General features: G+C 69.3%; 21 protein-coding genes. 9 read left to right on the top strand and 12 right to left on the bottom strand.

Annotation, left to right across the window (positions count from 1 at the left end; translation table 11 throughout):
* Positions 1 to 19: 19 nt before the first annotated feature.
* Positions 20 to 1348 carry an N-acetylglucosamine/diacetylchitobiose ABC transporter substrate-binding protein gene (ngcE, locus tag JAO81_RS11195; RefSeq protein WP_233415206.1) on the bottom strand — a complete coding sequence of 443 codons (1329 nt, stop codon included), beginning with the start codon at positions 1346 to 1348 and terminating at the stop codon, positions 20 to 22.
* Between the two features lie 944 nt (positions 1349 to 2292).
* On the opposite strand from ngcE, the gene JAO81_RS11190 reads away from it, so the two are divergent.
* Both JAO81_RS11190 and JAO81_RS11185 read left to right on the top strand, forming a co-directional pair.
* Positions 2293 to 6093: a GH92 family glycosyl hydrolase gene (locus JAO81_RS11190; RefSeq protein WP_233415219.1), complete on the top strand. Its 3801-nt coding sequence runs from the start codon at positions 2293 to 2295 to the stop codon at positions 6091 to 6093.
* 212 nt (positions 6094 to 6305) lie between these two features.
* The gene (locus tag JAO81_RS11185) at positions 6306 to 6695 is read left to right on the top strand and encodes a DUF6281 family protein (RefSeq protein ID WP_199547635.1); all 390 of its coding nucleotides are present in this window, start codon (positions 6306 to 6308) and stop codon (positions 6693 to 6695) included.
* Positions 6696 to 6707: 12 nt separating this feature from the next.
* Here JAO81_RS11185 and JAO81_RS11180 read toward each other — a convergent pair whose 3' ends face one another.
* On the bottom strand, positions 6708 to 7475 hold the full coding sequence (locus JAO81_RS11180) for a sugar isomerase domain-containing protein (protein WP_199547634.1): 768 nt from the start codon (positions 7473 to 7475) through the stop codon (positions 6708 to 6710).
* Between the two features lie 76 nt (positions 7476 to 7551).
* Complete coding sequence (locus tag JAO81_RS11175) at positions 7552 to 8535, bottom strand: BadF/BadG/BcrA/BcrD ATPase family protein (protein WP_307813300.1); 984 nt, start codon at positions 8533 to 8535, stop codon at positions 7552 to 7554.
* 76 nt (positions 8536 to 8611) lie between these two features.
* Between JAO81_RS11175 and JAO81_RS11170 the strand changes: the two genes are divergently transcribed.
* Positions 8612 to 9487 carry a MurR/RpiR family transcriptional regulator gene (locus tag JAO81_RS11170; protein ID WP_307813299.1) on the top strand — a complete coding sequence of 292 codons (876 nt, stop codon included), beginning with the start codon at positions 8612 to 8614 and terminating at the stop codon, positions 9485 to 9487.
* 48 nt (positions 9488 to 9535) lie between these two features.
* Here the strand turns inward: JAO81_RS11170 and JAO81_RS11165 are convergent, their stop codons facing one another.
* On the bottom strand, positions 9536 to 10006 hold the full coding sequence (locus JAO81_RS11165; RefSeq protein WP_199547633.1) for a MerR family transcriptional regulator: 471 nt from the start codon (positions 10004 to 10006) through the stop codon (positions 9536 to 9538).
* Positions 10007 to 10046: 40 nt separating this feature from the next.
* The gene (locus JAO81_RS11160) at positions 10047 to 10937 is read right to left on the bottom strand and encodes a carboxymuconolactone decarboxylase family protein (protein WP_199547632.1); all 891 of its coding nucleotides are present in this window, start codon (positions 10935 to 10937) and stop codon (positions 10047 to 10049) included.
* A 258-nt stretch (positions 10938 to 11195) separates the two neighbouring features.
* Between JAO81_RS11160 and JAO81_RS11155 the strand changes: the two genes are divergently transcribed.
* Positions 11196 to 12998: a VanW family protein gene (locus JAO81_RS11155; RefSeq protein ID WP_233415205.1), complete on the top strand. Its 1803-nt coding sequence runs from the start codon at positions 11196 to 11198 to the stop codon at positions 12996 to 12998.
* A gap of 34 nt (positions 12999 to 13032) precedes the next feature.
* On the opposite strand, the gene JAO81_RS11150 is transcribed toward JAO81_RS11155, so the two are convergent.
* From JAO81_RS11150 to JAO81_RS11140, 3 genes are all read right to left on the bottom strand, one after another.
* A complete protein-coding gene (locus JAO81_RS11150; RefSeq protein ID WP_199547631.1) occupies positions 13033 to 13776 on the bottom strand; it encodes a GvpL/GvpF family gas vesicle protein in 744 nt (247 codons plus the stop codon).
* The gene (locus JAO81_RS11145; protein ID WP_199547630.1) at positions 13773 to 14201 is read right to left on the bottom strand and encodes a gas vesicle structural protein GvpA; all 429 of its coding nucleotides are present in this window, start codon (positions 14199 to 14201) and stop codon (positions 13773 to 13775) included. The genes JAO81_RS11150 and JAO81_RS11145 overlap by 4 nt, the downstream gene beginning before the upstream one ends.
* A 198-nt stretch (positions 14202 to 14399) precedes the next feature.
* Positions 14400 to 15920, bottom strand: coding sequence for a catalase (locus JAO81_RS11140; protein ID WP_199547629.1), 1521 nt, complete (start codon positions 15918 to 15920; stop codon positions 14400 to 14402).
* Positions 15921 to 16115: 195 nt separating this feature from the next.
* On the opposite strand from JAO81_RS11140, the gene JAO81_RS11135 reads away from it, so the two are divergent.
* On the top strand, positions 16116 to 16643 hold the full coding sequence (locus JAO81_RS11135) for a hypothetical protein (protein ID WP_199547628.1): 528 nt from the start codon (positions 16116 to 16118) through the stop codon (positions 16641 to 16643).
* A 121-nt stretch (positions 16644 to 16764) separates the two neighbouring features.
* Positions 16765 to 17157 (top strand): VOC family protein, encoded by a 393-nt coding sequence (locus tag JAO81_RS11130; protein ID WP_199547627.1) that lies wholly within the window; start codon positions 16765 to 16767, stop codon positions 17155 to 17157.
* 127 nt (positions 17158 to 17284) lie between these two features.
* On the opposite strand, the gene acnA is transcribed toward JAO81_RS11130, so the two are convergent.
* The 3 genes from acnA to JAO81_RS11115 all read right to left on the bottom strand — a co-directional run bounded on the left by acnA (position 17285) and on the right by JAO81_RS11115 (position 22967).
* On the bottom strand, positions 17285 to 19999 hold the full coding sequence (acnA, locus tag JAO81_RS11125) for an aconitate hydratase AcnA (RefSeq protein ID WP_199547626.1): 2715 nt from the start codon (positions 19997 to 19999) through the stop codon (positions 17285 to 17287).
* 207 nt (positions 20000 to 20206) lie between these two features.
* Entirely contained in the window at positions 20207 to 21454 is a 1248-nt protein-coding gene (locus tag JAO81_RS11120; protein ID WP_199547625.1) for a MalY/PatB family protein, read from the bottom strand.
* 31 nt (positions 21455 to 21485) lie between these two features.
* Positions 21486 to 22967, bottom strand: a complete 1482-nt coding sequence (locus JAO81_RS11115; protein WP_199547624.1) for a hypothetical protein — start codon at positions 22965 to 22967, stop codon at positions 21486 to 21488.
* Between the two features lie 73 nt (positions 22968 to 23040).
* On the opposite strand from JAO81_RS11115, the gene JAO81_RS11110 reads away from it, so the two are divergent.
* The 3 genes from JAO81_RS11110 to JAO81_RS11100 all read left to right on the top strand — a co-directional run bounded on the left by JAO81_RS11110 (position 23041) and on the right by JAO81_RS11100 (position 25302).
* Positions 23041 to 23391, top strand: a complete 351-nt coding sequence (locus JAO81_RS11110; protein ID WP_199547623.1) for a VOC family protein — start codon at positions 23041 to 23043, stop codon at positions 23389 to 23391.
* A gap of 83 nt (positions 23392 to 23474) precedes the next feature.
* A complete protein-coding gene (locus JAO81_RS11105) occupies positions 23475 to 23702 on the top strand; it encodes a DUF4236 domain-containing protein (protein ID WP_199547622.1) in 228 nt (75 codons plus the stop codon).
* 70 nt (positions 23703 to 23772) lie between these two features.
* Complete coding sequence (locus tag JAO81_RS11100) at positions 23773 to 25302, top strand: UDP-N-acetylglucosamine 1-carboxyvinyltransferase (RefSeq protein ID WP_165333837.1); 1530 nt, start codon at positions 23773 to 23775, stop codon at positions 25300 to 25302.
* Here the strand turns inward: JAO81_RS11100 and JAO81_RS11095 are convergent.
* Entirely contained in the window at positions 25299 to 25853 is a 555-nt protein-coding gene (locus JAO81_RS11095; protein ID WP_199547621.1) for a hypothetical protein, read from the bottom strand. The genes JAO81_RS11100 and JAO81_RS11095 overlap by 4 nt on opposite strands.
* Positions 25854 to 25906: the final 53 nt, after the last annotated feature.

Raw genomic sequence — 25906 nt, 5'->3', positions numbered from 1 at the left:
CGTGTCACTCATGGCGGTACTAGCTGACCTCGAACTTCTCGATGGAGTCGTCTTCGCGGATCTTGTCGGAGATCTTCTGCAGAGCCGAGGTCAGGCCCTTGGCGTCGAGGTCACCGGCGAGGAAGGAGTTCCACGGCACCAGCATGTCGGTGTTGATGCCGTACGCGCCGACGAAGTTGAAGGTGAAGATGTTCTCGCCCGCGGCCTCGAGCATCTTCGACTGCGAGACGAGCGCGGATGAGCCGTAACCGTCCGCGGGCACGGTGCCCTTGACGATGGTCGGGGCCAGCTTCGTCTTGGAGAAGTTGGAGGCCGCCTCGTTGGACAGCATCGCCCGCAGCACCTCCTTGCCGCCGGCCGCGTTCTTGCCCTGCTTGGGGACGATGAACGGCTCGCCCGCGGCTGCGTGGACCGCCTCGTAGGGCATCTTCGAGCCGGAGGTGAGCGTCATGGACGGGATGCCGGTCATCTTGAAGTCGGCCTTGGTGGCGTCCTTCATCTCGTTCTCGATCCAGCCACCGGTCGGGTAGAGCAGCGCCTTCTGGTCGTTGCTCCAGATCGCCTGGGCCTTCTGGAACTGGGTGCCGGAGCCGCCCGGGACGAACATCTTCTCCTTGACCATCTTCTCCATGATCTTGAGAACGCCCTGGACGGCCGGGAGCGACCAGGAGTCCTTGTCCAGCTTCTCGAGGGCGATGCGAACCTCGTCGCCACCCTCCTTGATCGCCGACTCGATGAGCAGCGTCTGGTAGTAGGTCGCGGCTTCCTTGCCGTGGACGAAGAGGTACTTGCCCTTCTCCTTGGCCTTCTTGCCGAGCTCGTACGCCTCGTCCCAGGTCTTCGGGGCGGTCCAGCCGTTCGCCTCGAACAGCGACTGGGAGTACCAGACGCCGTAGACCGTCATCACGTAGTTGAGCGCGACGAACTTGCCGTTGTACGTACCGGGGTCCTTGACGCCGGCGTACACCGTGTCGGCGATCTTCTTGCCCTCGTAGTTGTTGGCCTCGAAGACGTCGTCCAGCGTCTCGAGCTGCTCGAGGATGCTGAGGAAGCCGATCTGGTCCTCACCGGAGTTGTCGATGAGGTCCGGCGGGTTGCCGCCGACGAAGCGGGGCTGGAGCTGCGGGGCGATGTCGACGACCGGCTTGACGTCGACCTTGACACCGGCGATCTGCTTCGGGACGACCGTGCCCGCGAAGGTGACGTAGTCGACGCCGTAGCCACCGTCGAAGATGGCCGCTTCCACCTTGGAGTTCTTGGCGACGCCGAACGGGTTCTTGGCCGAGGTCTCGCCCTTCGGCTTCTTGTCCTCGCTGTCGGAGGAGGGAGAGCCACATGCAGTCGCCATCGATGCCGCGGCCGCTGCTGCGATCGCCCCGCGGAGGAACGTCCGCCTGTCAAGAGACCCCATACGAGTCGTCATCTCTGCATCCTCACTGATCGATTCGATCTTCCTGGTTTCACTGCGTGTTCGGCCGCCAGGGCCAGGTCGGCGATGCGCTTGCCGCACTTACCTGTGAGTGCGGCTTCGGATGAGTCTCCGCGTGGGATATCCGCGTGGGACATCGACGGAGAGGCACATCCGGGGCGTTTCACCGTTGTTTCGGAGCCGCTCAGCGGAACCGATGGTGATCAGCTGCGAGATGCACGGCGCCGTGACCGACGCTCCTGATCAGATCGCGATGATCTACGCCGAGGGTGGATCCCCTACTCAAGTCCTCGCCTCCCCAGGACTCAGGCGGTGCAGCGGAATCCACCGGCGCCCGCGAACAGTTGAAGCTCTAAGTGCTGCTGCATTCATGAGATGGGTGAACTGTTGACGCCAGGGCGTTCCAGGCCCCCTGCTCCCCCGCCTCGCACCCGCTTCCGCAGGATGCTCGGACGCCGACAGGTATAGTCCACTTCCCTTCAACTGGGCAAGATCGAATGCAGGTTTGGATGCCAGTCTTTCCTGAGTTGAGACCTCACGGATATCCAGCGCCCTGAGCACCCGGGACCGGAGGGGAGCATTCCGGGCGTTCGGGAAGTCCCAGCAGAGCGCTCGAAACGGTCCTGCGCCCTGCTGGCCCGACCTCGCGGCCCGCTCCCACATGCCGCTCCGGCCGATTCCCGCCACCACTCCCCCGCGCGGCACTGCAACACCCTTGACACCACTGGGCACTTGGCGACCTACTGGACGATGCGCCGACCGTTGACAACGTTGTCCACATCGAGGGAGGGACGCTGATGCCTGGGTCTTCTCGCAGATCCCCGCGCAGTCACCACCGCCGCAGACCGTCCAAGTCCATAGCCATGCTCGGCACGGCCTGCGCCTTGGCCGTGATCATGTCCGGCCAGGGCGCCGCCGTCGCCGCGCCGCCCCAGGCGCCCGCCGCGGCCAAGGAGTTCACGTCCTCGTTCGAGGACGACCAGGCGCCGGTCGACTGGCGCAACACCCCAGAGACGGGACCCGACGGCAAGAAGCGGGCCGCCGGGGTCGACGGCGGATTCAGCAGTGGCATTCCGGGCAATGTCACCGACCGCGTCACCGAGGTCCGCGCGAGCGGCGAGAACGCGGGGTCCGGCGAGGTCAAGGAGAACCTGGTCGACCTGGAGTCCTCGTCCAAGTGGCTCACCTTCGCGCCGACCGGCTGGGTCGAGTTCGATCTGGACGATCCGGTCAAGGTCGTGACGTATGCGCTGACGTCGGCCAATGATCACGCCGAGCGCGACCCCAAGGACTGGAAGCTGCAGGGCTCCGCCGACGGCAAGGAGTGGACGACCCTCGACACCCGGACCGGCGAGAGCTTCGCCGAGCGCTTCCAGACCAAGACGTACGCGTTCGAGAACTCCACCGCGTACGCGCACTACCGCATCGACTTCACCGCGAACAACGGAGCGGGCGACGCGCTGCAGCTGGCCGATGTGCAGTTCTCCGACGGCGATACGAGCCAGCCGGTCCCCGAGGACATGCAGAGCGCGGTCGACCGCGGGCCGAGCGGCTCGCCGACCGCGAAGTCCGGCGCCGGGTTCACCGGGAAGCGGGCGCTGCGCTATGCCGGGACGCACAAGCCGGACGGGCGCGCGTACTCGTACAACAAGATCTTCGATGTCGATGTGGCGGTCGAGCGCAATACGGAACTCTCGTACCGCATCTTCCCGCAGATGCCGGAGAGCGAGCCGGATCTCAAATACCCGGCGACCTTCGCCAGTGTGGATCTCGCCTTCACCGACGGGACGTATCTGAGCGATCTCGGCGCGGTCGACGCGCACGGCGGAAAGCTCACGCCGCAGGGGCAGGCCGCGGCGAAGCGGCTCTACGTCAACCAGTGGAACCACGTGGCCTCGGACATCGGCCGGGTGGCACGCGGAAAGACCATCGACCGGATTCTGGTCGCGTACGACGCACCGAAGGGGCCGGCGAAATTCCGCGGCTGGCTCGATGACATATCCATCGCCCCGAAGGCGCCCGAAAAGGTGCACAGCAACCTCTCGGACTACGCCTCGACGACCCGCGGCACCAATTCCAGCGGAGGCTTCTCGCGCGGCAACACCTTCCCCGCCACGGCCGTGCCGCACGGCTTCAACTTCTGGACGCCGGTGACCAACGCCGGCTCGCTCAGCTGGCTCTACGACTATCAGCGGGGCAACAACGCGGACAATCTGCCGGCGATCCAGGCGTTCAGCGCCAGCCATGAGCCGAGCCCGTGGATGGGCGAGCGCCAGACGTTCCAGGTGCTGCCGTCCAAGGACGCCGGAACGCCCGAACTCGACCGGTCCAAGCGGGCGTTGCCCTTCACCCACGCGGACGAGACCGCGAAGCCGCACTACTACGCGGTGAAGTCGACGAACGGCATCACATCCGAGATCACGCCGACGGACCATGCGGCGCTGATGCGCTTCACGTATCCGGACGACAACGCCTCGGTGATCTTCGACAACGTCTCGGACAAGGCCGGGCTCACGCTCGACACCGACAAGGGCGTCGTGACCGGGTACTCGGACGTGAAGAGCGGTCTGTCGACCGGAGCCACGCGCCTCTTCGTGTACGGGACCTTCGACAAACCCGTCACGAGCGGCGCCGCCTCCGGGGTGAAGGGCCACTTCCGCTTCGACGCGGGCGCGGACCGCACGGTGACGATGCGGATCGCGACCTCGCTGATCTCGGTGGACCAGGCGAAGGCGAACCTGGACGCGGAGCTCCCGGCGGGCCGGTCGTTCTCCGCGGTGAAGTCCGCCGCGCAGAAGCAGTGGGACGACATCCTCGGCCGGGTGACGGTCGAGGGCGCGACGCACGACCAGCTGGTGACGCTCTACTCCTCGCTGTACCGGCTGTACCTGTACCCCAACTCCGGTTTCGAGAAGGTCGGTTCGAAGCACCTGTACGCGAGCCCCTTCTCACCGGCCGAGAAGCCGGACACCCCGACGCACACCGGCGCGAAGATCGTCGAGGGCAAGGTGTACGTCAACAACGGGTTCTGGGACACGTACCGGACGACCTGGCCCGCGTACTCCTTCCTCACTCCCGGCAAGGCCGGTGAGCTGGTGGACGGATTCGTCCAGCAGTACAAGGACGGCGGCTGGATATCCCGCTGGTCCTCGCCGGGTTACGCGGATCTGATGACCGGCACGTCCTCGGACGTCGCCTTCGCGGACGCGTATGTGAAGGGCGTGGACTTCGACGCCTCCGCGGCCTATGAGGCGGCCCTGAAGAACGCCACCGTGGTGCCTCCGTCGTCGGGCGTGGGCCGCAAGGGAATGGAGACGTCCCCCTTCCTCGGTTACGCGTCGACGGAGACCCACGAGGGCCTGTCCTGGTCACTCGAGGGCTATCTCAACGACTACGGCATCGCACAGATGGGACGGAAGCTCTACCGCGAGACCGGAGACAAGCGCTACAAGGAGGAGTCGGACTACTTCCTCAACAGGGCGCAGAACTATGTGAAGTTGTTCGATGCCGCCGCCGGTGGCGGGGACACGGACAGCAAGGGCTTCTTCCAGGGCCGCGACCTGAAGGGCGACTGGCGCGTCCCGTCCGGCGAGTACGACCCGCGGATCTGGGGTTACGACTACACCGAGACGAACGGGTGGGGTTACGCGTTCACCGCGCCGCAGGACTCCCGCGGTCTGGCCAATCTGTACGGGGGCCGATCAGGGCTCGGCGACAAGCTGGACACGTACTTCTCGACGCCCGAGACCGCGTCGCCGGAGTTCAAGGGCTCGTACGGCGGCGTGATCCACGAGATGACCGAGGCGCGGGACGTCCGGATGGGCATGTACGGGCACTCGAACCAGGTCGCCCACCACGCCACGTACATGTACAACGCGGCCTCACAGCCCTGGAAGACACAGGAGAAGGTCCGCGAGGTGCTGTCGCGTCTCTACGTCGGCAGCGAGATCGGGCAGGGCTACCACGGCGACGAGGACAACGGCGAGCAGTCGGCCTGGTACCTCTTCTCCGCGCTCGGTTTCTACCCGCTCGTCATGGGCAGCGGCGAGTACGCGATCGGCTCGCCGCTGTTCGAGAAGGCGACGGTCCGTATGGACAACGGGCGGACGCTGGTCGTGAAGGCGCCGAAGAACAGCGCGTCGAACATCTACGTCCAGGGGCTGAAGGTCAACGGCAAGAAGTGGTCGTCGACCGCACTTGCGCACTCGGTGATCGCGAAGGGCGGTGTCCTGGAGTTCGACATGGGTTCGAAGCCGTCGAAGTGGGGCACGGGAGGTTCGGCGGCCCCGGTGTCGATCACGCGCGACGACAAGGTGCCGTCGCCCCGGGACGATGTGCTGGCGGGTACGGGTGAGCTGTTCGACAACTCGTCCGCCACGTCCGCTGCTTCGTCCTCGGTGGACCTCCCGGTCTCCGGCCGTACGCGTGCGCTCCAGTACACCCTGACCTCGGCGGACAAGGCCAAGGCCCCGTCGGGCTGGGTGCTGCAGGGATCGTCGGACGGGTCGCGCTGGCGAGACCTGGACGAACGCTCGGGCGAGTCCTTCTCGTGGGACCGGCAGACGCGGGCGTTCACGGTGGACGACCCGGGTGCGTACGCGAAGTACCGGCTGGTGTTCGCGGGCGGCGAGGCGACGTTGGCGGAGGTGGAGCTGATCTCCTGACCCTCACGGTGTGATGCGAGGCGCCGGGGGGGGGGGGGGGGGCTCCCCCCCCGCCCCCGGGGGGGGGGCGGGGGGCGGGGGGGGCGGGGCCGGCGCCCCCCCCCCCCGGCGCTTTCGTGCAGCCGCGCAACCCTTTGCCTGACAGGGTTGTCTGCTACCTCGACGGAGCCCTGGCTCCCGGGCGTCAACTCACGTGAGCGGAAGGCGTGTTCATGAGGCGAGCGATTGCCGTTGCGTCGCTGTTCCTCGCGGCTGTGGCCACCGGCTGCGGACAGACGGCGGGCGAAGGAGGAGCCTCCTCGGCCCTGTGCGCCTTCCTGGTCGTCCGCGAGGAGCGGACCTACGAGAGCGTGCACTACGAGGAGTTCACCGAGGGCGCCGAACTCGGCACCGCGTTCCAGCCCGCGTGCGACGACACTCCCAACGACCCGGAAGGCCTCATACCCGCCGAGTCCCTCACGGCGTACGCCGTCCGAGGCTTCGACCCGGCGGTCGCCCTCGCCGTCGGCAATGACCCGGACGAGCTGCAATTCGTCGCCGTACTCACCGCGGACAACAGGCTGCCGGCAGAAGTCGAGGAGGCGATCGAGGCCGCCCGCTGAGCTGTCCTTCGGTCAGAACCCGCCCCGGTGCAGGCGCCCTTCGTAGCGGGCCTCGAGGGTCGCGTTGCGTTCGAAGCCGCCCGGGAGGTTCGCGGAGATGTAGACCGGGACGTCGTATCCCTCGGCGATCAGCAGGGCCACGCTGTCGGCCACCACCATCTGGGCCAGGGTCGAGGACGTGAGGGTGGAGACGCCGCACAGGTGGCCGCCGCCGGGCAGCGGCAGCAGGGCGTCGCCCGCGGGTGCGCCGTTGTCGAGCACCGCGTCCGCCAGGTCGGCGAGGCGCTTACCGCTGGCGTGCAGGGCGGGGACGGAGCGGGTGTGTTCCATCGAGGTGATGGCCACGAGGCGGTGGCCCTTCGCCTTGACCAACTGCGCCATGTCGACGATGGAGTTGTTGACCCCCGAGTTCGAGATGATCACGAAGAGGTCCTGCGGGCTCGGCGTGCTCAACTCGTAGAGCCGCGCGGCGAGACCCGGCCGGCGTTCGAGCAGCGGGTCGGCCAGCACCGAACGGTCCTCGCCGCCGCGGAGCACCAGGTCGCCGAGGCCGATCCGGTTCGTGGGGATGAGGCCTCCCGCGCGCCCGGAGATCTCCAGCGCCGTGGCCTGTGAGTGGCCGGTGCCGAAGGCGTGGATCACTCCGTCGGCCGCGACACAGTCCGCGAACAGGCGGGCCGCCGCCACCACCGCCTCCTTGTTGGCGTCGATCGCCGCGTCGAGGGAGGCGCGCGCCCGGTCGGCGAAGAGGCTCGCGCTGATCTGTGGGGCGTCGGTCATGGAGGGATCTCGCTCTCATCCTTCGGTTCATTGAACCGATCATTGATGGATTAGCTGAAACAATGAACCAGCCTGATCAAGGCGTCAAGAGGCCCGCGAGCGCCACGGCCCCCGCCCCGCCGTCCCGAACAGCCGTCAGACTCAGTCCCATTGACTCCACTCGTACGGCGAGACGACCGGCGAGCGGACCGCCGGGCGCGATCAAGCCGCCGGTGGCGACGAGGAGTTCTCCGGCCTGGGCGCCCAACGCGCCCAGCTTGTCGACCAGTTCGTCGGCCGCGCGGTCGAGCAGAGCGCCCGCCGCCGGATCACCGTCCGCCTCCGCCTCGACCACCAGCGGGCTCAGCGCGGCGAGGGCGGCCGGCGGCCGGGAGTACGCCCAGTCGGCGATGGCGTCCCTGAGCCGCCCCGCACGCTCACCCGCCGGGACGGCCCGCTCCAGTACGCGCTCCACCAGCAGCCCCCGCGGGCCGCGCCCGTCCAAGGCCCACAACGCGGCCCGCACGGCCTCCCGCCCCAGCCAGAATCCGCTGCCCTCATCGCCGAGCAGCCATCCGTGCCCGTCCACGACCCGCACGCTCCGGCGTCCGCCGATCCGCGCGGCGGTCGCACCCGTGCCCGCGATCAGGACGAGCCCGTCCGCCGGCGTCCCGGGTCCGGAGGCGAACGCGACCTCGGCGTCTCCGTACATCTCCAGTGCGGCCGCCTCGATCCCCAGCGACTCGAGGGCCCGCGCGAGGCAGGAGCCCGCGGTGTCCCGCCCGCGCCCGTATCCCCCGCCGGCGAATCCGCCCGCGACCAGCGCGCCCCGCTCCCGCATCCCGGCGGGCACCGCGGCGTCCAGGGCCGTGCGCAAGTGCCGCACGAGATCGTCGGGTTGCACGCCCAGTGCGTTGCCCGGGCCGCCGGCTCCCGTGCCGATCAACCGCCCCGTGCCGTCGGCGCAGAACGCGCGGGTGCGGGTGCCTCCGGCGTCCACGCCGATGCGCAGCAGTTCCTCGGCGGCACGTCGAGCCCCCTCGCGGGACGGCGGGACCTGATTCAATGATTCATCGATCACACCTCATGGTGGTTGATAAAATTTCGGCCTGACAAGAGCCGGACCATGAATCGACAGGAATCGAGTCGAGCGCACCGTGATCACCACCCTGATCCACTCCGAACTGCCCCGGCTGACCGCCTCGTTGCGCAAGGTCGCCGAGCAGGTGCTCACCGATCCGGCGGCCCTGGCCCACACCTCGGCGGCGGACCTCGGGCGCCGCACCGGCACATCACAGGCGACGGTCACCCGCTTCTGCCAGGCCATCGGGCTCGACTCCTACCAGGCGCTGCTGCTCGAACTCGCCAAGGAGCAAGGGCGGTTCGCCCAGGAGGGGTTCACGCGGGGGCAGCCGCTCGGGCCCGATATCGGCCCCGACGACACCCTGGACCAGGTGATCGAGGTCATCGCGCACGCCGATCTCCAGGCGCTGCGCGGCACCGTCGAGCGCCTCGATCGCGACGCCCTCGAGCGTGCGGCGCGGGCTGTGGCGAAGGCCCGCCGTATCGATGTCTACGGCGTGGGCGCTTCGGGGGTGCTGGCCCGTGAGGCGGAGGCGCGGCTGTTCGGGATCGGCTGCCAGGCCAGGGGCTGGACCGAGGTGCACGCCGCGGAGACTTCGGCGTCCCTGCTCACGCCCGCCGACGTGGCCATCGCGCTCTCGCACTCCGGCAGTACGCGCGAGGTGGTGAGCCCGCTGCGGCTGGCCGCCGAGCGAGGGGCCACCACGATCGCCATCACCTCCGACCACCGCTCCCCCGCGGCCCAGACCGCCTCCCTGCACCTTGCCTCGACCTCCGGCGAGACGAGCTTCCGGCACGGCGGCTTCGGCGCGCGGCACTCCGTCCTGCTGATCATCGACTGCCTGTACGCACGGGTGGCCCAGCTCTCGTACGACCGGGCCACGGCCTCGATCGCGCTCACGGAACACATCCGCGAGGAGCACGCGGCACGCGGACGGCGCCGTACCTAGCCGGGCGGGCCGCTCATCGGGGGCGGGCCGCTCACCCGGGGGCGCCGCTCACCCGGGGCGGCCCGCCGCATCGCGCGCCGTCAGCGCCTCGTAGTGCTCCACCTTCGCGTCCAACGCCCCCAGACAGTCCGCGAGTTCGGCAATCTGCCGCCGTACGGCCTCGCGGTGCCGGCGCAGCAGGGCGAGCCGGTCCGGTGCGCTCGTGTCACCCTGTCTGCGCAGCTGTGCGAAGCGCTGCATGTCGCGGATGGGCATCCCCGTGGTGCGCAGCCGGGTCAGGAACGCGAGCCATGCGAGGTCCTCCTCGCGGTACCGCCGCCGCCCGTCCGTCCCGCGCTCCACCCGGTCGAGGAGCCCGATCCGCTCGTAGTAGCGCAGTGTGTGGGCGCTCATTCCGGTGAGCTCGGAGGTCTCAGTGATGGTCCGGGTGCCGCGGACGGCGCCCGATACGCTCCCGCCCGTACGTGAGGCGCTCCCGCCGGTACGCGAGGCGCTCCGGCCTGTGCCTGATGCAGTCATGCCACAACCGTAGGCAGCCCGCGGCCGCCGGCCCCCGCGATCAGTGGTTCTCGAACACCTCCCGGGCAACGCCCACCGCGTTCAGGACCCGCGGGAACCCGGCGTACGACACGGTGTGCAGCAACGCCTCGATCACCTGGGCCGGGCTCAGGCCGACGTTCAGGGCCGCGCCGATGTGGACGCGCAGCTGCGGGGCGGTGTCGCCGAAGGCGGTCAGGGCGCCGACGGTGACCAGCTGACGGCGCTGCGGGCTGAGCCACGGCCGGTGGTAGACGTCGCCGAACGCGAACTCCACGATATAGCGGCCCAGATCGGGCGCGATGTCGCCCAGCGACTCGATCACCTCGAGCCCGTGCTCGCCGTCGATCCGCTTCAGGTTCTCGGCGCCGCGCTCGTAGCGGTCGCGGGGATCGTTCTGTACGGGCGGCTCGAACGTCACAACACGGTCGGCGAAGACCTTCCGCGCCACGGCGACGGCGTTCAGCGCCCGGGGAAAGCCCATGAACGGCACGGTGTGGATCAGCGCTTCGACGATCTCGGCGGGACGCACGCCGACCCGCAGGGCCGCGTCGATATGGAAGTCCAGCTGCGGTGCGGTGTCACCCTGGGCGGTGAGCGCGCCGATCGTCACCAACTGCCGCTGCCGCGGGTCGAGTCCGGGCCGCGAGTAGATGTCGCCGAACGCGAACTCCACGATGTAGCGGCCCAGATCGGGCGCGATGTCCTGCAAGGACCTGATGGTTTCGGCCCCGCGCTCGCCCGAGATCCGACGCAGGGTGGCGAAGCCACGGGCGTACCGGTCGGATTCCGCGGGCGCCGCGACGGCCGGTCCGGCCGCGGCGAGCGGTACGCCCGCCGCCCCCAGCCCGACGAGGGCGGCCTTGGCGACGGCGCGGCGGCTGGTGACGGGGTGCTGCTCTGGCTGAGTCATGGCGCCACCGTAGAAATTAGAGCGCGCGCTAACACAAGCCCGCCGAACCCCCCGGGCCCCCGAGCCCCCAAGCACCCGGGCCCCCGAGCCCCCAAGCCCCCAAGCCCCAGTCACCCTGCGTAATCAGACGCGGCGCGACAGAGGACCGCACCCCTTATAGGGTGAATAGTCCGATACGTAACTCCGATACGTGACGACGCATCGCGGACGTGACCAACGCATCGCGAACGTAGCGCGCACGCCCCCAAGGAGAGCGCCTTGTCGCAACCGGACCTCCCCCAGGCCCCCGGCCCCGAGCCCCAGCAGCCGGCGGACCGCTCCCGCCGCCGAATACGCCCCGCCCTGTACGCCGCAGGCGGGGCGGTCGTGGTGCTCGGCGGCCTGTACGTGGCGGGGCTGGTGTCCGAAGGGTCCGGGATACCCGAAGGGACCACGGTGGAGGGCGTGGATCTGGGCGGGCTGAGCGCGAGCCAGGCACGGGAGCGTCTGGAGCAGGAGCGGGGGAAGGCATGGGCGGCCCCGCAGCCCGTGCGGATCGGGGAGGAGACGGCCGAGCTGGATCCGGCCGAGGCGGGGCTCTCCGTGGACGCCGCCGCGACCGTCGAGCGGGCGAACGACACCAGCTCCAACCCGGTGACCGTGATCGCCGGCCTTTTCGGCGACAGCGACCGGCCGGTCGATCCCGTGGTCCGCGTGGACGAGGCCAGGACCAAGGACGCGCTGGCCGCGCTGGCGAAGAAGTACGACCGCGAGGAGCGCGACGGCGCCGTCGCCTTCAAGGCGGGCAAGCCGGACGTCACCGAGCCCCGCTCGGGCATCGCCCTCGACACCGGCCGCTCCCTCAGGACCCTGCGCTCCGCGTATCCGGCCGAGGAGGCCGTACGGCTCCCCGTCGACGAGACGAAGCCCAGGGTGACCGAAGCCGAAGTCACCCGCGCCGTCGACGAGTTCGCAACCCCGGCGGTGTCCGGGCCCGTCACCCTCACCGTCGGGGACAGCGAGCTGAAGCTGACGCCGGCCACGCTCGGCCGCCACCTCAGCCTCGAGGCCGACGTCCAGGGCAGGCTCACGGGGAAGCTGGACGCCGAGGGGCTGCTGAAGGACCCGGAGGTGTCCCGGCCCCTGAACAAGGCGATCGGCGCACCGGTCAACGCCCAACTGCGGCTCGACGGCGAGAAGGTGGTCGTCGCGGCCGACGGGAAGCCGGGACGCAAGGTCGACGCCAAGGCCCTCCATGCGGCCGTCTTTCCGCTGCTCACCAAGACGGGCGGCGCGCGCACCGCGACCGTCGCGACCGAGACCGTGCAGCCGGAGCTCACCGCGCAGAGCGTCAAGGAGCTGGGGATCAAGGAGCAGGTGTCCACGTTCACCGTGGAGTTCCCCACGGCCCCGTACCGCACGATCAACATCGGACGGGCCGCGGAGCTCATCAACGGCTCCCTCGTGCTCCCCGGCAAGGAGTGGAGCTTCAACCGCACGGTGGGCGAACGCACCGCGGAGAACGGCTTCACGGACGGCACGATGATCCTCAACGGCCGCTACTACAGCGCGCCCGGCGGCGGTGTCTCCGCCGTGGCGACGACGATGTTCAACGCGATGTTCTTCGCCGGCGTCAAGCCCGTCGAATACGGCGCGCACTCCTTCTACATCGAGCGCTACCCGGAGGGCCGTGAGGCCACGGTCGCCTGGGGCACCCTGGACCTGCGCTGGCTCAACGACTCGGGCCACGCGATCTACGTCCAGGCCACCGCCACGGACCACTCCATCACCATCACCTTCCTCGGCACGAAGAAGTACGACGAGGTGAAGTCGGTCAAGGGGCCGCGGACCAATATCACCGAGCCCAAGAAGATCGAGGGCAAGGGCGACAAGTGCGAACCGCAGACCCCGTACGAGGGGTTCGACGTGGAGGTCGAGCGCGTCCTCGTCAAGGACGGCCAGGAAGCCGGCCGGGAGACCTTCCGCACGCATTACACGCCGCGCGACGAGATCACCTGCGAGCCGGACACTCCCCCGGCACCGCAGGTCGACCCCGATCCGCTGCCCTCGCAGGGAAGTTGATCCACAGCCGCACTCCGGTCAGCGCGGCAGAGCCTCATTCCCCCGCCGCGGTCACCAACCCCTGGTCCACGAAGCTGTACGGCGGCAGCGGTCCGTTGACGCGGAAGACCAGGTGGGGGTGTGCCTGGCGCAGCTCCTCGACCGCGTTGGCCAGGTCAGCGGCAGAGTCGCGGTGCACGAGGAAGGACAGGTTGGCGATCCAGCCGGTGCTCTGCGGCGCGTCGCTGAGGGCGTCGGCCCGCGGCTCGAGCGCGTCGCGCACCATGATGGCGTCCGACGCTTCGCGTGCCTGTACCGCAGCGGCGACCCGCTCGCCCAGGCGCATCTTGTCCTCGTGACTGCCCCCGCCCGCCTTGCGGTTGCTCTCCACCAGGGCGCGCAGAGCGTCGTCCTGCGCCACCACGAGCCGCAGTACGGCTTCCTCGTCGTGCTGGACCTTCACGTTGTACTCGGCGCGGTCGCACAGGGCCCGCAGACGTTCCTTGTAGTGGTCCGCGTGCTGCTCCAGAGCGGCGGCCACCGCGCTGTCGTCCTCGGCCACGCTGCCGAAACGCATCGGCAGCACCGTGCCACCGGCACCCGCCTCGGACAGGACATGCTGATGGGCCAGCAGATCCCGGCGCTTGGGCCGCAGATCCTCGGGAGCATCGCCGGCGAGGGCGGCGAGACCGCCGCCGCGGACCACCCGGACCTTGCGGGCCGGATTCCCTATGCCGTCGATGCCGTCCGGCAGTTTCGGGTGCCCGGCGTCGGCGATTCCGTAGACGTACGTACTCATGCCTGCTCCTCCTCACGACGGCTGGACGAACGACTGGACGAGCGACGCGGCGAAGCCTTCGACTCGCCTTCCTTGCGGCCGCGGTTGAGCGCGTCCGACCCGGCCTGCACGGCGCCTTCCAGCGCCCCCTTGGACTTGCTCTGCGCACCCGACTGGGTCGAGTCGCCCACGAGCTCGCTCAGACCCGCGGGCTTCTTGCTGCCCGTCTCCAGGTCGAGCCGGTTGCACGCCTCGGCGAAGCGCAGGTAGGTGTCCACACTGGCGACGACCACACGGATATCGATCTTCAGGATCTCGATGCCGACGAGCGAGACGCGGACGAACGCGTCGATCACGAGTCCTCGGTCGAGGACCAGTTCCAGGACGTCGTAGAGTCCGCTGGTGCCTCCGCTGCCGCCCGCCTGCTGGGTGGTGGCGACCGTCATGGGCTCTTCTCCCTGTCTGTTGCACTTGGGTTCCGGTGGCCCCCGTGTGCCCGTCACGCCACCGCCCAACCTCCCGTGCTCCGACGATCTCGATGCCCGGTGGCTCGCAGCCGGAACATCCGGGCATGGCCGAACCCCCACCCGGAACGTCCGGGCGGGGGCGCGATGACGCGTCGGTCAGGCCGTGTGACCCGCAGGTCAGGCCTTGTCCTGCATGGAGCCGCGGGCCGGATTGCCCTGCTCGGCGGCCTTGGGGTCCTTCTCGTCCGCCTTGGCGCGCACGCCTTCCTCGATGCGCGCGCCGATCGACTTGTCGATGTTCGACCAGTACGCGAAGGCGCGCTGGAGGACCGGCTCGCTCACGCCGTTGAGCAGATGCCCGACGACGTTGTCGACGAGGCGGTCCCGTGCGGCGTCGTCGAGGACTTCGCGCACCATGGTCCCCGGCTGCCCCCAGTCGTCGTCCTCGGGATGCGAGACGTACGCGGCGCGGGTGATCTCCCCGTCCGCGGTCCAGCTCGGCGGGGCATGGCGGTCGCTGTCGGCCGCCGGTCCGCCCTTGGAGTTCGGCGCGTACACCGGGTCGGTGGCGTACCGGTACGCCATGGCCCCGTCCTTGGTGTACGTGTGCACCTCGCTCTTGGGAGCGTTGACCGGCAGCTGCTGGTAGTTGGACCCGATCCGGTGGCGGTGCGCGTCCGCGTACGAGAACAGCCGCCCCAGGAGCATCCGGTCGGGACTCGGTCCGATACCGGGGACGAAGTTGTTCGGCTGGAACGCCGCCTGCTCGATCTGGGCGTGGTTGTCCGTGGGGTTGCGGTCCAGGGTCATCCGGCCGACCTCGATCAGCGGGTAGTCGCCGTGCGGCCAGACCTTGGTCAGGTCGAACGGGTTGAACCGGTACGTCGCGGCCTCGTCGTACGGCATGACCTGCACGTACAGCGTCCAGCTCGGGAACTCCCCGTCGCGGATGTGCTCGAAGAGATCACGCGTGTGGTAATCGGTGTCGGCCGCGGCCATCTGGTCGGCCTCGTGCTGCGTGAAGAACTCGATGCCCTGGTCGGTCTTGAAGTGGTACTTCACCCAGAAGCGCTCGCCCTGCGCATTGATCCACATATACGTGTGGGAGGTGTAGCCGTTCATGTGGCGCCAGGTGCGCGGGATACCGCGGTCGCCCATCAACCAGGTGACCTGGTGGGCCGATTCGGGCGACAGGGTCCAGAAGTCCCACTGCATGTCGTGGTCGCGGAGGTTGTTGTCCGCCCGTCGTTTCTGGGACCGGATGAAGTGCTGGAACTTCATCGGGTCCTTCACGAAGAACACCGGGGTGTTGTTCCCCACCATGTCGTAGTTGCCTTCGGTGGTGTAGAACTTCACCGCGAATCCGCGGGGGTCACGCCAGGTGTCCGGGCTGCCGCGCTCGCCGGCGACGGTGGAGAAGCGGGTGACGAGTTCGGTGCGCGTGCCGGGCTGGAAGAGAGCGGCCTTCGTGTACGCGCTCACGTCCGCGGTCACCTCGAAGTGGCCGAACGCGCCACTGCCCTTCGCGTGCGGCTGCCGCTCGGGGATCCGCTCCCGGTTGAACTGCGCCATCTGCTCGATCAGATACGAGTCCTGCAGCAGGATCGGTCCCCCGGCGCCGACCGTCAGCGAATGTTCGTCGCTCTCGACCGGGGCTCCGGAGTCGGTGGTGGTCGCCTTGCCGGTGTGGTCGGTCATGGGGGCTCCTTTCGTTCACGGTGTCCGTGGGACGGGCCCACGGACACCCGCGTGCCCACAAGTCACCCGAGAAATCATCGCGCCACGGGGCAATGCCCGCCATTTCTCGGCCGGGCACGCCGGCCTCCCCCGGCCGGGCCTGCTCGCGCCGCGCGAGCTCTTGCCACGCTGTGCCATCGGTGCAACGTTGATTACATGCTTACAGCCGAACAGCAGGAGAAAGTGCGCGGCTGGTTCGCCGGCCGTATCCCCCAGGGGCTCTTCGACGGTCCGCCCGACGTCACCGTGGACCGCGAGGAGATCACCGTCATCGGGCAGATCCCTGAGCCCGCCGTCGACGAGAAGGCCTCCGCCGCCGAGAAGGCCGCGGCGGTCGAGGGCCGTATCCAGGAGTTCCGCGAACGCACCAGGGACGAGCGCATCGGCGTCGCCCAGGAAGCCGAGCACCGCTTCCGCAAGAAGGTCTCCTGGGGCGTGCGCTGCGGGGACGAGAAGGCCCTGTTCACGCATGTCTCCGCCCCCGTGATGACCCGCCTTCGCCAGCCCGAGCGCCAAGTGCTCGACACCCTGGTCGCGGGCGGTGTGGCGCGCAGCCGCAGTGAGGCGCTCGCCTGGTGCGTACGCCTGGTGCAGCGCCATGCCGACGACTGGCTGACCGAGCTGCAGGACTCGCTTGAGACGGTACGCAGGGTGCGCGCGCAGGGCCCTGACGCCACCGGGTGAACGGGAAAACGCCTCGACAGATCTTCGCGGCCCCGCCTACGATCTTGGACAGCATCGCGTGCCGGTCACCGACCGGGTGAGGCATGGAGGTGCCGGAGATTGCCTGTGGAGGCATTCACCCGTGTCAGTTCAGTTCAACCACACCATCATCGCGTCCAAGGACGCTCGCGAGTCCGCCGAGTTCTTCGCGGAGCTGCTCGCCCTCGAAGTAGGCGCCCCCTGGGGGCCGTTCATCCCCGTCGCGCTCGACAACGGGGTGACGCTGGACTTCGCCACCGCGCCGGACGGCAACACCCCGCTGCAGCACTACGCCTTCCTCGTATCGGAAGACGTCTTCGACGCCGCGTACAAGAAGATCGCGGATCGCCGCATCGAGCACTGGGCGGACCCGCACCGGCGGCATCCGGGCGAGTACAACACCAACGACGGGGGCAAGGGCGTGTACTTCCTCGACCCGTCGGGGCATGCGATGGAGATCCTGACCGTGCCTTATGGCGGCTGGCCCAAGGCCTGACCGCCACGGCCCGCCACGTACCAAACGCCAGGGGGGGGACCCCCCCGCGGGGGGGGGGGGGCCCTCGGCCGGCCCGGGGCCGCACTCCTCGGACGAGGAGTGCGGCCCTTGCGCCGTACCGGGTCCCTTACTTGCGGATCAGGGAGCGCAGCACGTACTGCATGATGCCGCCGTTGCGGTAGTAGTCCGCCTCACCGGGGGTGTCGATACGGACGACCGCGTCGAACTCCACACCGGTGTCGGTGGTGACCTTGACCGTGCGCGGCGTGGTGCCGTTGTTGAGCTCCTCGACGCCGGTGAAGGAGAAGGTCTCCTCGCCGGTCAGGCCGAGGGACTCGGCCGAGGCGCCCTCCGGGTACTGCAGCGGCAGGACGCCCATGCCGATGAGGTTCGAGCGGTGGATGCGCTCGTACGACTCGGCGATGACGGCCTTGACGCCGAGCAGCGCGGTGCCCTTGGCGGCCCAGTCGCGGGACGAGCCGGAGCCGTACTCCTTGCCGGCCAGGACGACCAGCGGGATGCCCTGGTCGATGTAGTTGCGCGAGGCGTCGTAGATGAACGAGACCGGCGCGTCCGCCTGCGTGAAGTCGCGGGTGAAGCCGCCCTCGGTGCCCGGCGCGATCTGGTTGCGCAGGCGGATGTTGGCGAACGTGCCGCGGATCATGACCTCGTGGTTACCACGGCGCGAGCCGTAGGAGTTGAAGTCGCGACGCTCCACACCGTGCTCGGTGAGGTACTTGCCGGCCGGGGTGTCGGCCTTGATCGCACCGGCCGGGGAGATGTGGTCGGTGGTGACCGAGTCGCCCAGCTTGGCCAGCACGCGGGCGTCCGCGATGTCGGAGACCGGGGTGGTCTCCATCGTCATGCCCTCGAAGTAAGGGGGCTTGCGGACGTACGTGGACTCGCTGTCCCACTCGAAGGTGTTGCCGGTCGGGATCGGCAGCGCCTGCCACTGGGCGTCGCCCGCGAAGACGTCCTGGTAGGACTTGTTGAACATGTCCTCGCCGATGGCGTTCGCCACGACGTCGTTGACCTCGGCCTCGGTGGGCCAGATGTCGGCCAGGTAGACCGGCTTGCCGTCCTGGTCGATGCCGAGCGCCTCGGTGGTGATGTCCACCTTCATCGAACCGGCGAGGGCGTACGCGACGACCAGCGGCGGGGACGCCAGGTAGTTCATCTTGACGTCGGGGTTGATGCGGCCCTCGAAGTTACGGTTGCCGGAGAGCACCGAAGTCACGGCCAGGTCATGGTCGTTGACGGCCTTCGAGACCTCCTCGGGCAGCGGGCCCGAGTTGCCGATGCAGGTGGTGCAGCCGTAACCGACCAGGTTGAAGCCGACCTTGTCGAGGTAGGGGGTGAGCCCGGCCTTGTCGAAGTAGTCGGTGACGACCTTCGAACCCGGCGCCAGGGTCGTCTTCACCCACGGCTTGCGGGTCAGGCCCTTCTCGACGGCCTTCTTCGCGACGAGCGCGGCGGCGACCATCACGTACGGGTTCGAGGTGTTGGTGCAGGAGGTGATCGCGGCGACGGTGACGGCGCCGTGGTCGATCTGGTACGTCGACCCGTCGGGGGCGGTCACGGTGACCGGGTTCGTCGGGACGCCGTTGGTGTGCGCCGGGGCGTCGGAGGCCGGGAAGGACTCCTTGCCCGCCTCCTCGTCGTCGGCGACGTAGTTGCGTACGTCGACGGCGAACTGCTCGGCGGCGTTCGCGAGGACGATGCGGTCCTGCGGGCGCTTCGGGCCGGCGATGGACGGGACGACGGTGGAGAGGTCGAGCTCGAGCTTCTCGGAGAAGTCCGGCTCGGCGGCCGGGTCCAGCCAGAGGCCCTGCTCCTTGGCGTACGCCTCGACGAGCGCCAGCTGCTGGGCGTCACGCCCGGTCAGCTTCAGGTACTTGATGGTCTCGTCGTCGATCGGGAAGATCGCGGCGGTGGAGCCGAACTCCGGAGACATGTTGCCGATGGTGGCGCGGTTGGCGAGGCTCGTGGCCGCCACACCCTCGCCGTAGAACTCGACGAACTTGCCGACGACGCCGTGCTTGCGCAGCATCTCGGTGATCGTGAGCACGAGGTCCGTGGCGGTGGTGCCCGGCTTCAGCTCACCGGTCAGCTTGAAGCCGACGACGCGCGGGATGAGCATGGAGACCGGCTGGCCCAGCATCGCGGCCTCGGCCTCGATACCGCCGACGCCCCAGCCCAGGACGCCCAGGCCGTTGACCATCGTGGTGTGCGAGTCGGTGCCGACGAGGGTGTCGGGGTACGCCTGGCCGTTACGGACCATGACCGTACGAGCGAGGTGCTCGATGTTGACCTGGTGCACGATGCCGGTGCCCGGCGGGACGACCTTGAAGTCGTCGAACGCGGTCTGGCCCCAGCGCAGGAACTGGTAGCGCTCCTTGTTGCGGCCGTACTCCAGCTCCACGTTCTGGCCGAAGGCCTCCGCGGTACCGAACTTGTCGGCGATGACGGAGTGGTCGATGACCAGCTCGGCCGGGGAGAGCGGGTTGACCTTCGCGGGGTCGCCGCCGAGCTCCTTGACGGCCTCACGCATGGTGGCGAGGTCCACGACACAGGGCACGCCGGTGAAGTCCTGCATGATCACGCGAGCGGGCGTGAACTGGATCTCCTGGCTCGGCTGAGCCCCCGAGTCCCAGTTGCCGAGGGCGCGGATGTGGTCGGCGGTGATGTTCGCGCCGTCCTCGGTACGGAGCAGGTTCTCCAGGAGAACCTTGAGGCTGTAGGGAAGGCGTGCGGCGCCCTCGACCTTGTCCAGCCGGAAGATCTCGTAGGACTCGTCACCCACGCTCAGCGTGCTGCGGGCGTCGAAGCTGTTCGCCGACACGACAGTCTCCTTCATATATGTGCGCGTTCCACCGCATCCTGCCGTCACGCCCCCTGGGCGATCCGCTAAGGTAAGGCTTAGTTAGGGTCGCCTTACCGCCGGACCGACACCGGCGTGCGGCCGCGGTGCGCCTCGGCAGATATCTCGATGTCGAGATAACTCTAGTACATCGCCGGGGCCTGGTCATGCCCCGGCCTGTTGCGCTGGTCACGTACGGGTGCCCCCAAGGGCGTTCCCCATCCTGGTCAGGGCCTCGCGGAGCACCGCCGGCGAGGTGGCGAAGTTGAGGCGTACGCAGCCGGCGCCGCCGGTGCCGAAGACATGGCCCGAGCTGAGGGCGACCCGTGCGCGGTCGAGGAACATCCTGGCGGGTCCGGCCAGTTCGGAGACGATGCCGGGGCCGTCGAGCGGGTGCTCGTCGTGGAGCCCCAGTGCGGTGCAGTCGAGCCAGGCGAGATAGGTGCCCTCGGGCCTGAGGTAGCGGACGCCCGGCAGATGCTCCTGGGCCAAGTTTCCCAGCAGAGTCCGGTTGGCGTCGAGCCCGGCGATGAGCTCGTCGAGCCAGTCGGCGCCTTTCTCGTACGCCGCGGTGTGGGCGATGACGCCGAGGTGGCTGGGGCCGTGGCTCACCTCTTCGGGCAGCCGGCGCAGGTCGTCGGCGGCTCCGGGGCCGGCGATGGCGAGGGCCGCTTTGAGTCCGGCGAGGTTCCATGCCTTGGACGCCGACATCAGCGCGAAGGCGTTCTCGGAGCCCGGCACGCTCAGATACGGCGTGAAGACGGCGCCGGGCAGGACCAGCGGTGCGTGGATCTCGTCCGAGACGACGCGGACACCGTGCCGGCGGGCGAGCTCGGCGACCGTTTCCAGTTCGCGGCGGGTGTGCACGGCGCCGGTCGGGTTGTGCGGGTTGCTCATCAGGAAGGCGGCGCCCCGGCCGCCGTGGCGGGCCCGTAGGAACGCGTCCTCCAGGGCGGCGGGATCGATCCGGCCGTCGGGGCCGAGCGGCGCCTCGACGACCTCGCGCGCGTCATGGCCGACGAACGCGTAGAAGGGCGGATACACCGGCGAGCACACCACGACCGCGTCCCCGGGGCGGGTGATCAGGCGGAGCACCTCGACGACGCCCAGCATCACGTCGGGCACGATCGCCGTGCGCTCGACGGCCAGACCGTGCCACTGCCACCGCTCGGCGGCGAAGCCGGCCAGGGCCCGTGCGTAACCGTCGCCGTGGGCGTAACCGGTGTCGCCGAGGTCGATCGCGGCGTGCAGCGCGTCCGCGATCGCCGGGGCGAGGGGCACGTCCATCTCGGCCACCCACAGCGGGAGGACGTCCTCGGGGTACGTCCGCCATTTCACGCTGGTGCGGCGGCGGAGCTCATCGAGCGTGAGCTGGACGAGGGGGTCGGTTCGCTGGGCCTGTGCGGCCGGAAAGGTGTCCGAAGCGTGGTGGGCCATCGTGCCAGGACATCCGAAGCCTTGACGGAGGTCAACGGGGCGGACCGGGCTGGATCAGCTGCGCCCGCAGACCCTCCGCCGCATCGCGCACCTCGTCGGCCCGCGCCGTGTGTCCGCCGTCCGCCATGGTCTGCGCGAGGTCGTCGTGTTCGCGCACGATGAACCGTCCCAGGTTCACCCGCTGCCACCACGCGAGGCTGTCGTCGCCGGGATTCTCCAAAGTGGTGCGCAGGGCGAGCAGGGTGCGTGCGGCCGGTTCGAGCTGCCCCGCTCTGCGTTCGAGACCCGCGAGGTCCCGGAGGGCGGACACGCGATCCCACGCGGTCTCCTGCAGCGCGACGTACAGGCGCTGGGCACGCAGGGCCTGGGGCGGATCGCCGAGCCGGTCGAAGTCGCGCGCCAGGGAGGCGAGGGGACCGGGGTTCAGCTTGCCGGGGTTGCGGGGGTCCCGCAGCAGGCTCTGATTCAGCTCGATCTCGTCGAGGCGGCGGATGAGAGGGACCCGCGCGAACTCGGTCAGACCCTGGTCGGCCGCCAGATCGGTCCATGTCTCGAGGGGTTCGTCGGACGGGTCGGTGCCGAACATCGAGTCGTCCAGCCCCCGTGCCCACTCCCGCAGCACGGCCCCGTCGGCCTCCAGGTCCCGTATCTCGCTCAGCCCGCACGCCGTGTCGAAGTCCGTCGCACGTATCTCGTCGAGCAGCGGCAGGTCCTCCGCCCGGCCGTGCGACCCGATGAGTACGGCAGCGAGCCTGAGCTCGTCCGTCATCGACGACTCGGCCTCATGGCGGATCAGCTCGCGCAGTACGGGGAGATCCCCGTCCGCGCGGTCGAACTGGGCGGCCCGCAGGGCGAGTCGGCGCCGTACGGGATCGTCCTCCATCACCTGCCGCACCGCGCCGTCGCCTGCTCGCAGCGCGGCGAGGTCGACGCGTCCTGCCGCGAGGACCACCTCCCACAGCGGGGGCCGCGGGTGGTCGTCGAGGAGCCGGTAGGCGCATCCCTCCTCCGCGTTGAGGAGGACGAACTCGGGCTCGGTGCGCAGGAGGGCGGCATGGAGCAGGGTGATGAGTTCGACCGGGGAACGGTCGGGAAAACCCAGGGCGGCGCGGAGTTCGGTGCGCTCGTCGTCGATGCCGTAGTCCTCGCGGAGTTCGTCCTCCGTCTCCGTGACGGCCACGCGCAGGGCCTCTTCCCCGTCCTGCGGTGACAGGCGGAGGTAGTTCTCCCAGCCGGGCAGGCCGGTCAGGATGTCCAGCGCCTCGTCGACGGTGGACCCGATGATCCCGGCGCCGCCCTCCGAGGACGCGTACAGGACGGACCCGTCGGCGCACCGGAAGAACGTGCCCCCGGTGTCGTCCCCGGCCAGCACCTCGAGCTCTCCGCCCGAGGCGAGCCGCACCTCCTCGACATGGCCGTGCGCGGCCCGTTCGAGGTCGAAGGTGAAGGGGAAGGCGGCGAGGGCGGCCAGGCGGGGGTCCCGGCGCAGCAGACGGAGCGCTTGATCGGTCACGGCGGCGACCGTAACAGGGCGCCGTGACCCGCCCTCGGTTGCACCCTCGCCCGGCCGACCGGACGATCTCCGTATGTTCAGTGGCGCGCATGTGATCCTCTACAGCCCGGATGCCGACGCCGACCGGGCCTTCATCAAGGACGTCCTCGGCTTCGCGCATGTGGACGCCGGCCACGGCTGGCTGATCTTCAAGCTGCCGCCGGCGGAGGTCGCGGTCCATCCGACGGACGCCGAGCCGAAGCACGAGTTCTCTCTGATGTGCGACGACCTCGACGCCGTACGGGAAGGGCTCGCCCGGCACGGACTCGACTTCAGCCGGCCCGTCAGCGACCAGGGGTGGGGGCGGCTGACCGGGGTGCGGATGCCGAGCGGGGCCGAACTTCCGCTGTACCAGCCGCTGCATCCGGTGGCGCACGGCCTTTGAGCGGTGCCCGAACGCGGCGTGCGCGTCTGACGTCCTTCGGTGCGGGTACTCGTGGCGCGGTACCCCACCGTCAGGAGACAGGTATGCCTCTCACGTTCCGCAAGAGTTTCCGGATCCTTCCCGGAGTCCGCCTGAACATCAACCGCCGCTCCTGGTCGTTCACCACCGGCGGCCGGCACGGACCGCGCCGAACTCACAGCAGTACGGGCCGGCGCACCACGTCCATGGACCTTCCCGGGCCCTTCGGGTGGCGGAAAACCACACAATCCGGGCGACCCCGTCGCAACCGGCGCAGCTGGTTGGGCAGGTGACGGAGGACCGGCCACCCGGACGGACGTGCTCCGTTTCCCCTCTATCTCACATCCGGTATACGGTCGCGCCATGGCAGACGACTACCTCGTACGCATCGGCAAGCTCATCCGTGACGCCCGGCAACACCGGGGCTGGACACAGTCGCAGCTCGCCGAGGCACTCGGTACCAGCCAGAGCGCCGTCAACCGCATCGAACGCGGCAACCAGAACATCAGCCTTGAGATGATCGCTCGAATCGGTGAAGCCCTCGACAGCGAGATCGTGTCGCTGGGCTACTCGGGGCCGATGCACCTCAGGGTCGTCGGCGGGCGCCGGCTGTCCGGCTCGATCGACGTCAAGACGAGCAAGAACGCATGCGTGGCGCTGCTCTGCGCCTCGCTGCTCAACAAGGGCCGCACCGTGCTGCGCAGGGTCGCACGGATCGAGGAGGTCTACCGCCTCCTCGAGGTCCTGAACTCCATCGGAGTCCGCGCCCGTTGGATCAACGACGGCAAGGACCTCGAGATCGTCCCGCCGGCCACGATCGACATGGACGCGATCGACTCGGCGGCGGCCATCCGCACCCGCTCGATCATCATGTTCCTCGGCCCGCTGCTGCACCGGATGGACCGCTTCAAGCTGCCGTACGCGGGCGGTTGCGACCTCGGTACGCGCACGATCGAGCCGCACATGATCGCGCTGCGCCGCTTCGGTCTGGACATCGCGGCGACCGACGGCATCTACCACGCGACGGTCGACCACTCGATCAAGCCGGACCGGCCGATCGTGCTGACCGAGCGCGGCGACACCGTGACCGAGAACGCGCTGCTCGCGGCCGCCCGCCACGACGGCACGACGGTCATCCGCAACGCGTCGTCCAACTACATGGTCCAGGACCTGTGCTTCTTCCTGGAGGCGCTCGGCGTCAAGGTCGAGGGCATCGGCACCACCACGCTCACGGTGCACGGCGTCGCGAACATCGACGTCGACGTGGACTACTCGCCCTCCGAGGACCCGGTCGAGGCGATGAGCCTGGTGGCCGCGGCCGTCGTGACCGAGTCCGAGCTCACCATCCGCCGCGTGCCGATCGAGTTCATGGAGATCGAGCTCGCGGTCCTGGAGGAGATGGGTCTCGACCACGACCGCTCGGCGGAGTACGCGGCGGACAACGGCCGTACGCGCCTGGTGGACCTGACCGTGCGGCCCTCGAAACTCGAGGCGCCGATCGACAAGATCCACCCGATGCCGTTCCCGGGTCTGAACATCGACAACGTCCCGTTCTTCGCGGCGATCGCGGCGGCGGCCCAGGGCAAGACCCTGATCCACGACTGGGTCTACGACAACCGCGCGATCTACCTCACGGACCTCAACCGCCTCGGCGGCCGGCTCCAGCTCCTGGACCCGCACCGCGTCCTGGTCGAGGGCCCGACCCGCTGGCGCGCGGCCGAGATGATGTGCCCGCCCGCGCTGCGTCCGGCGGTCGTCGTACTGCTCGCGATGATGGCGGCGGACGGCACGTCGGTCCTGCGCAACGTGTATGTGATCAACCGGGGTTACGAGGATCTCGCCGAGCGCCTCAACTCGGTGGGCGCTCAGATCGAGACCTTCCGGGACATCTAGCCGCTTCGGTTGCCCGAGTGTGTGAAGGCCCTCGTGTCGGGAGACCGGCCGAGGGCCTTCTCCATGTGGTCGAGGCGACGCTGCGTGTGGTGGCGCATCCAGAAGAGCCAGCAGGCGAAGGCGGTGCCGAACAACAGCGCGAGCAGGGCCGCGGGCCACTGGCCGGCTGCGGCGTACGCCACCGGGATCAGGGCCAGGATTCCCAGAAAGCCGTAGAGCGCCCAGGGACGCGCGCCCATTTCCTGGCGCCGCCGGGCGACAAGGCCGCGCATCACATCCCGCCCGTGCGGGTCATCGGGGACGCGGCCCTTCCACAACTGGCGTTCGGCCCGGCGGAGTTCCTCGCTGTCGACCCGTAGAGCCGACAGGACCGAACGGCGGCGCAGCAGGAACACCGCGGCCACTCCCCCGGTGATCAGTACGCCTCGCAGCAGCCACAAGGCCACCGGCTCATCCGGATCCGCCCACCGGAACACCCCCGCCACCAGGACGAACGAGACAGCGATCTGCGCGACCGGGCTCCGGTCGAAGCGGTGCTTCAGCCCGCGCATGGCAGTCAGCTCCCTTCCCTGTCGAGACCGTGTCCCTTCCGAGTACCCAGGCA

Source organism: Streptomyces sp. N35 (assembly GCF_016464295.1).
Classification (GTDB): domain Bacteria; phylum Actinomycetota; class Actinomycetes; order Streptomycetales; family Streptomycetaceae; genus Streptomyces.
Note: the sequence above shows the minus strand (reverse complement) of the source record. Positions and strands in the feature narration are given on the sequence as shown.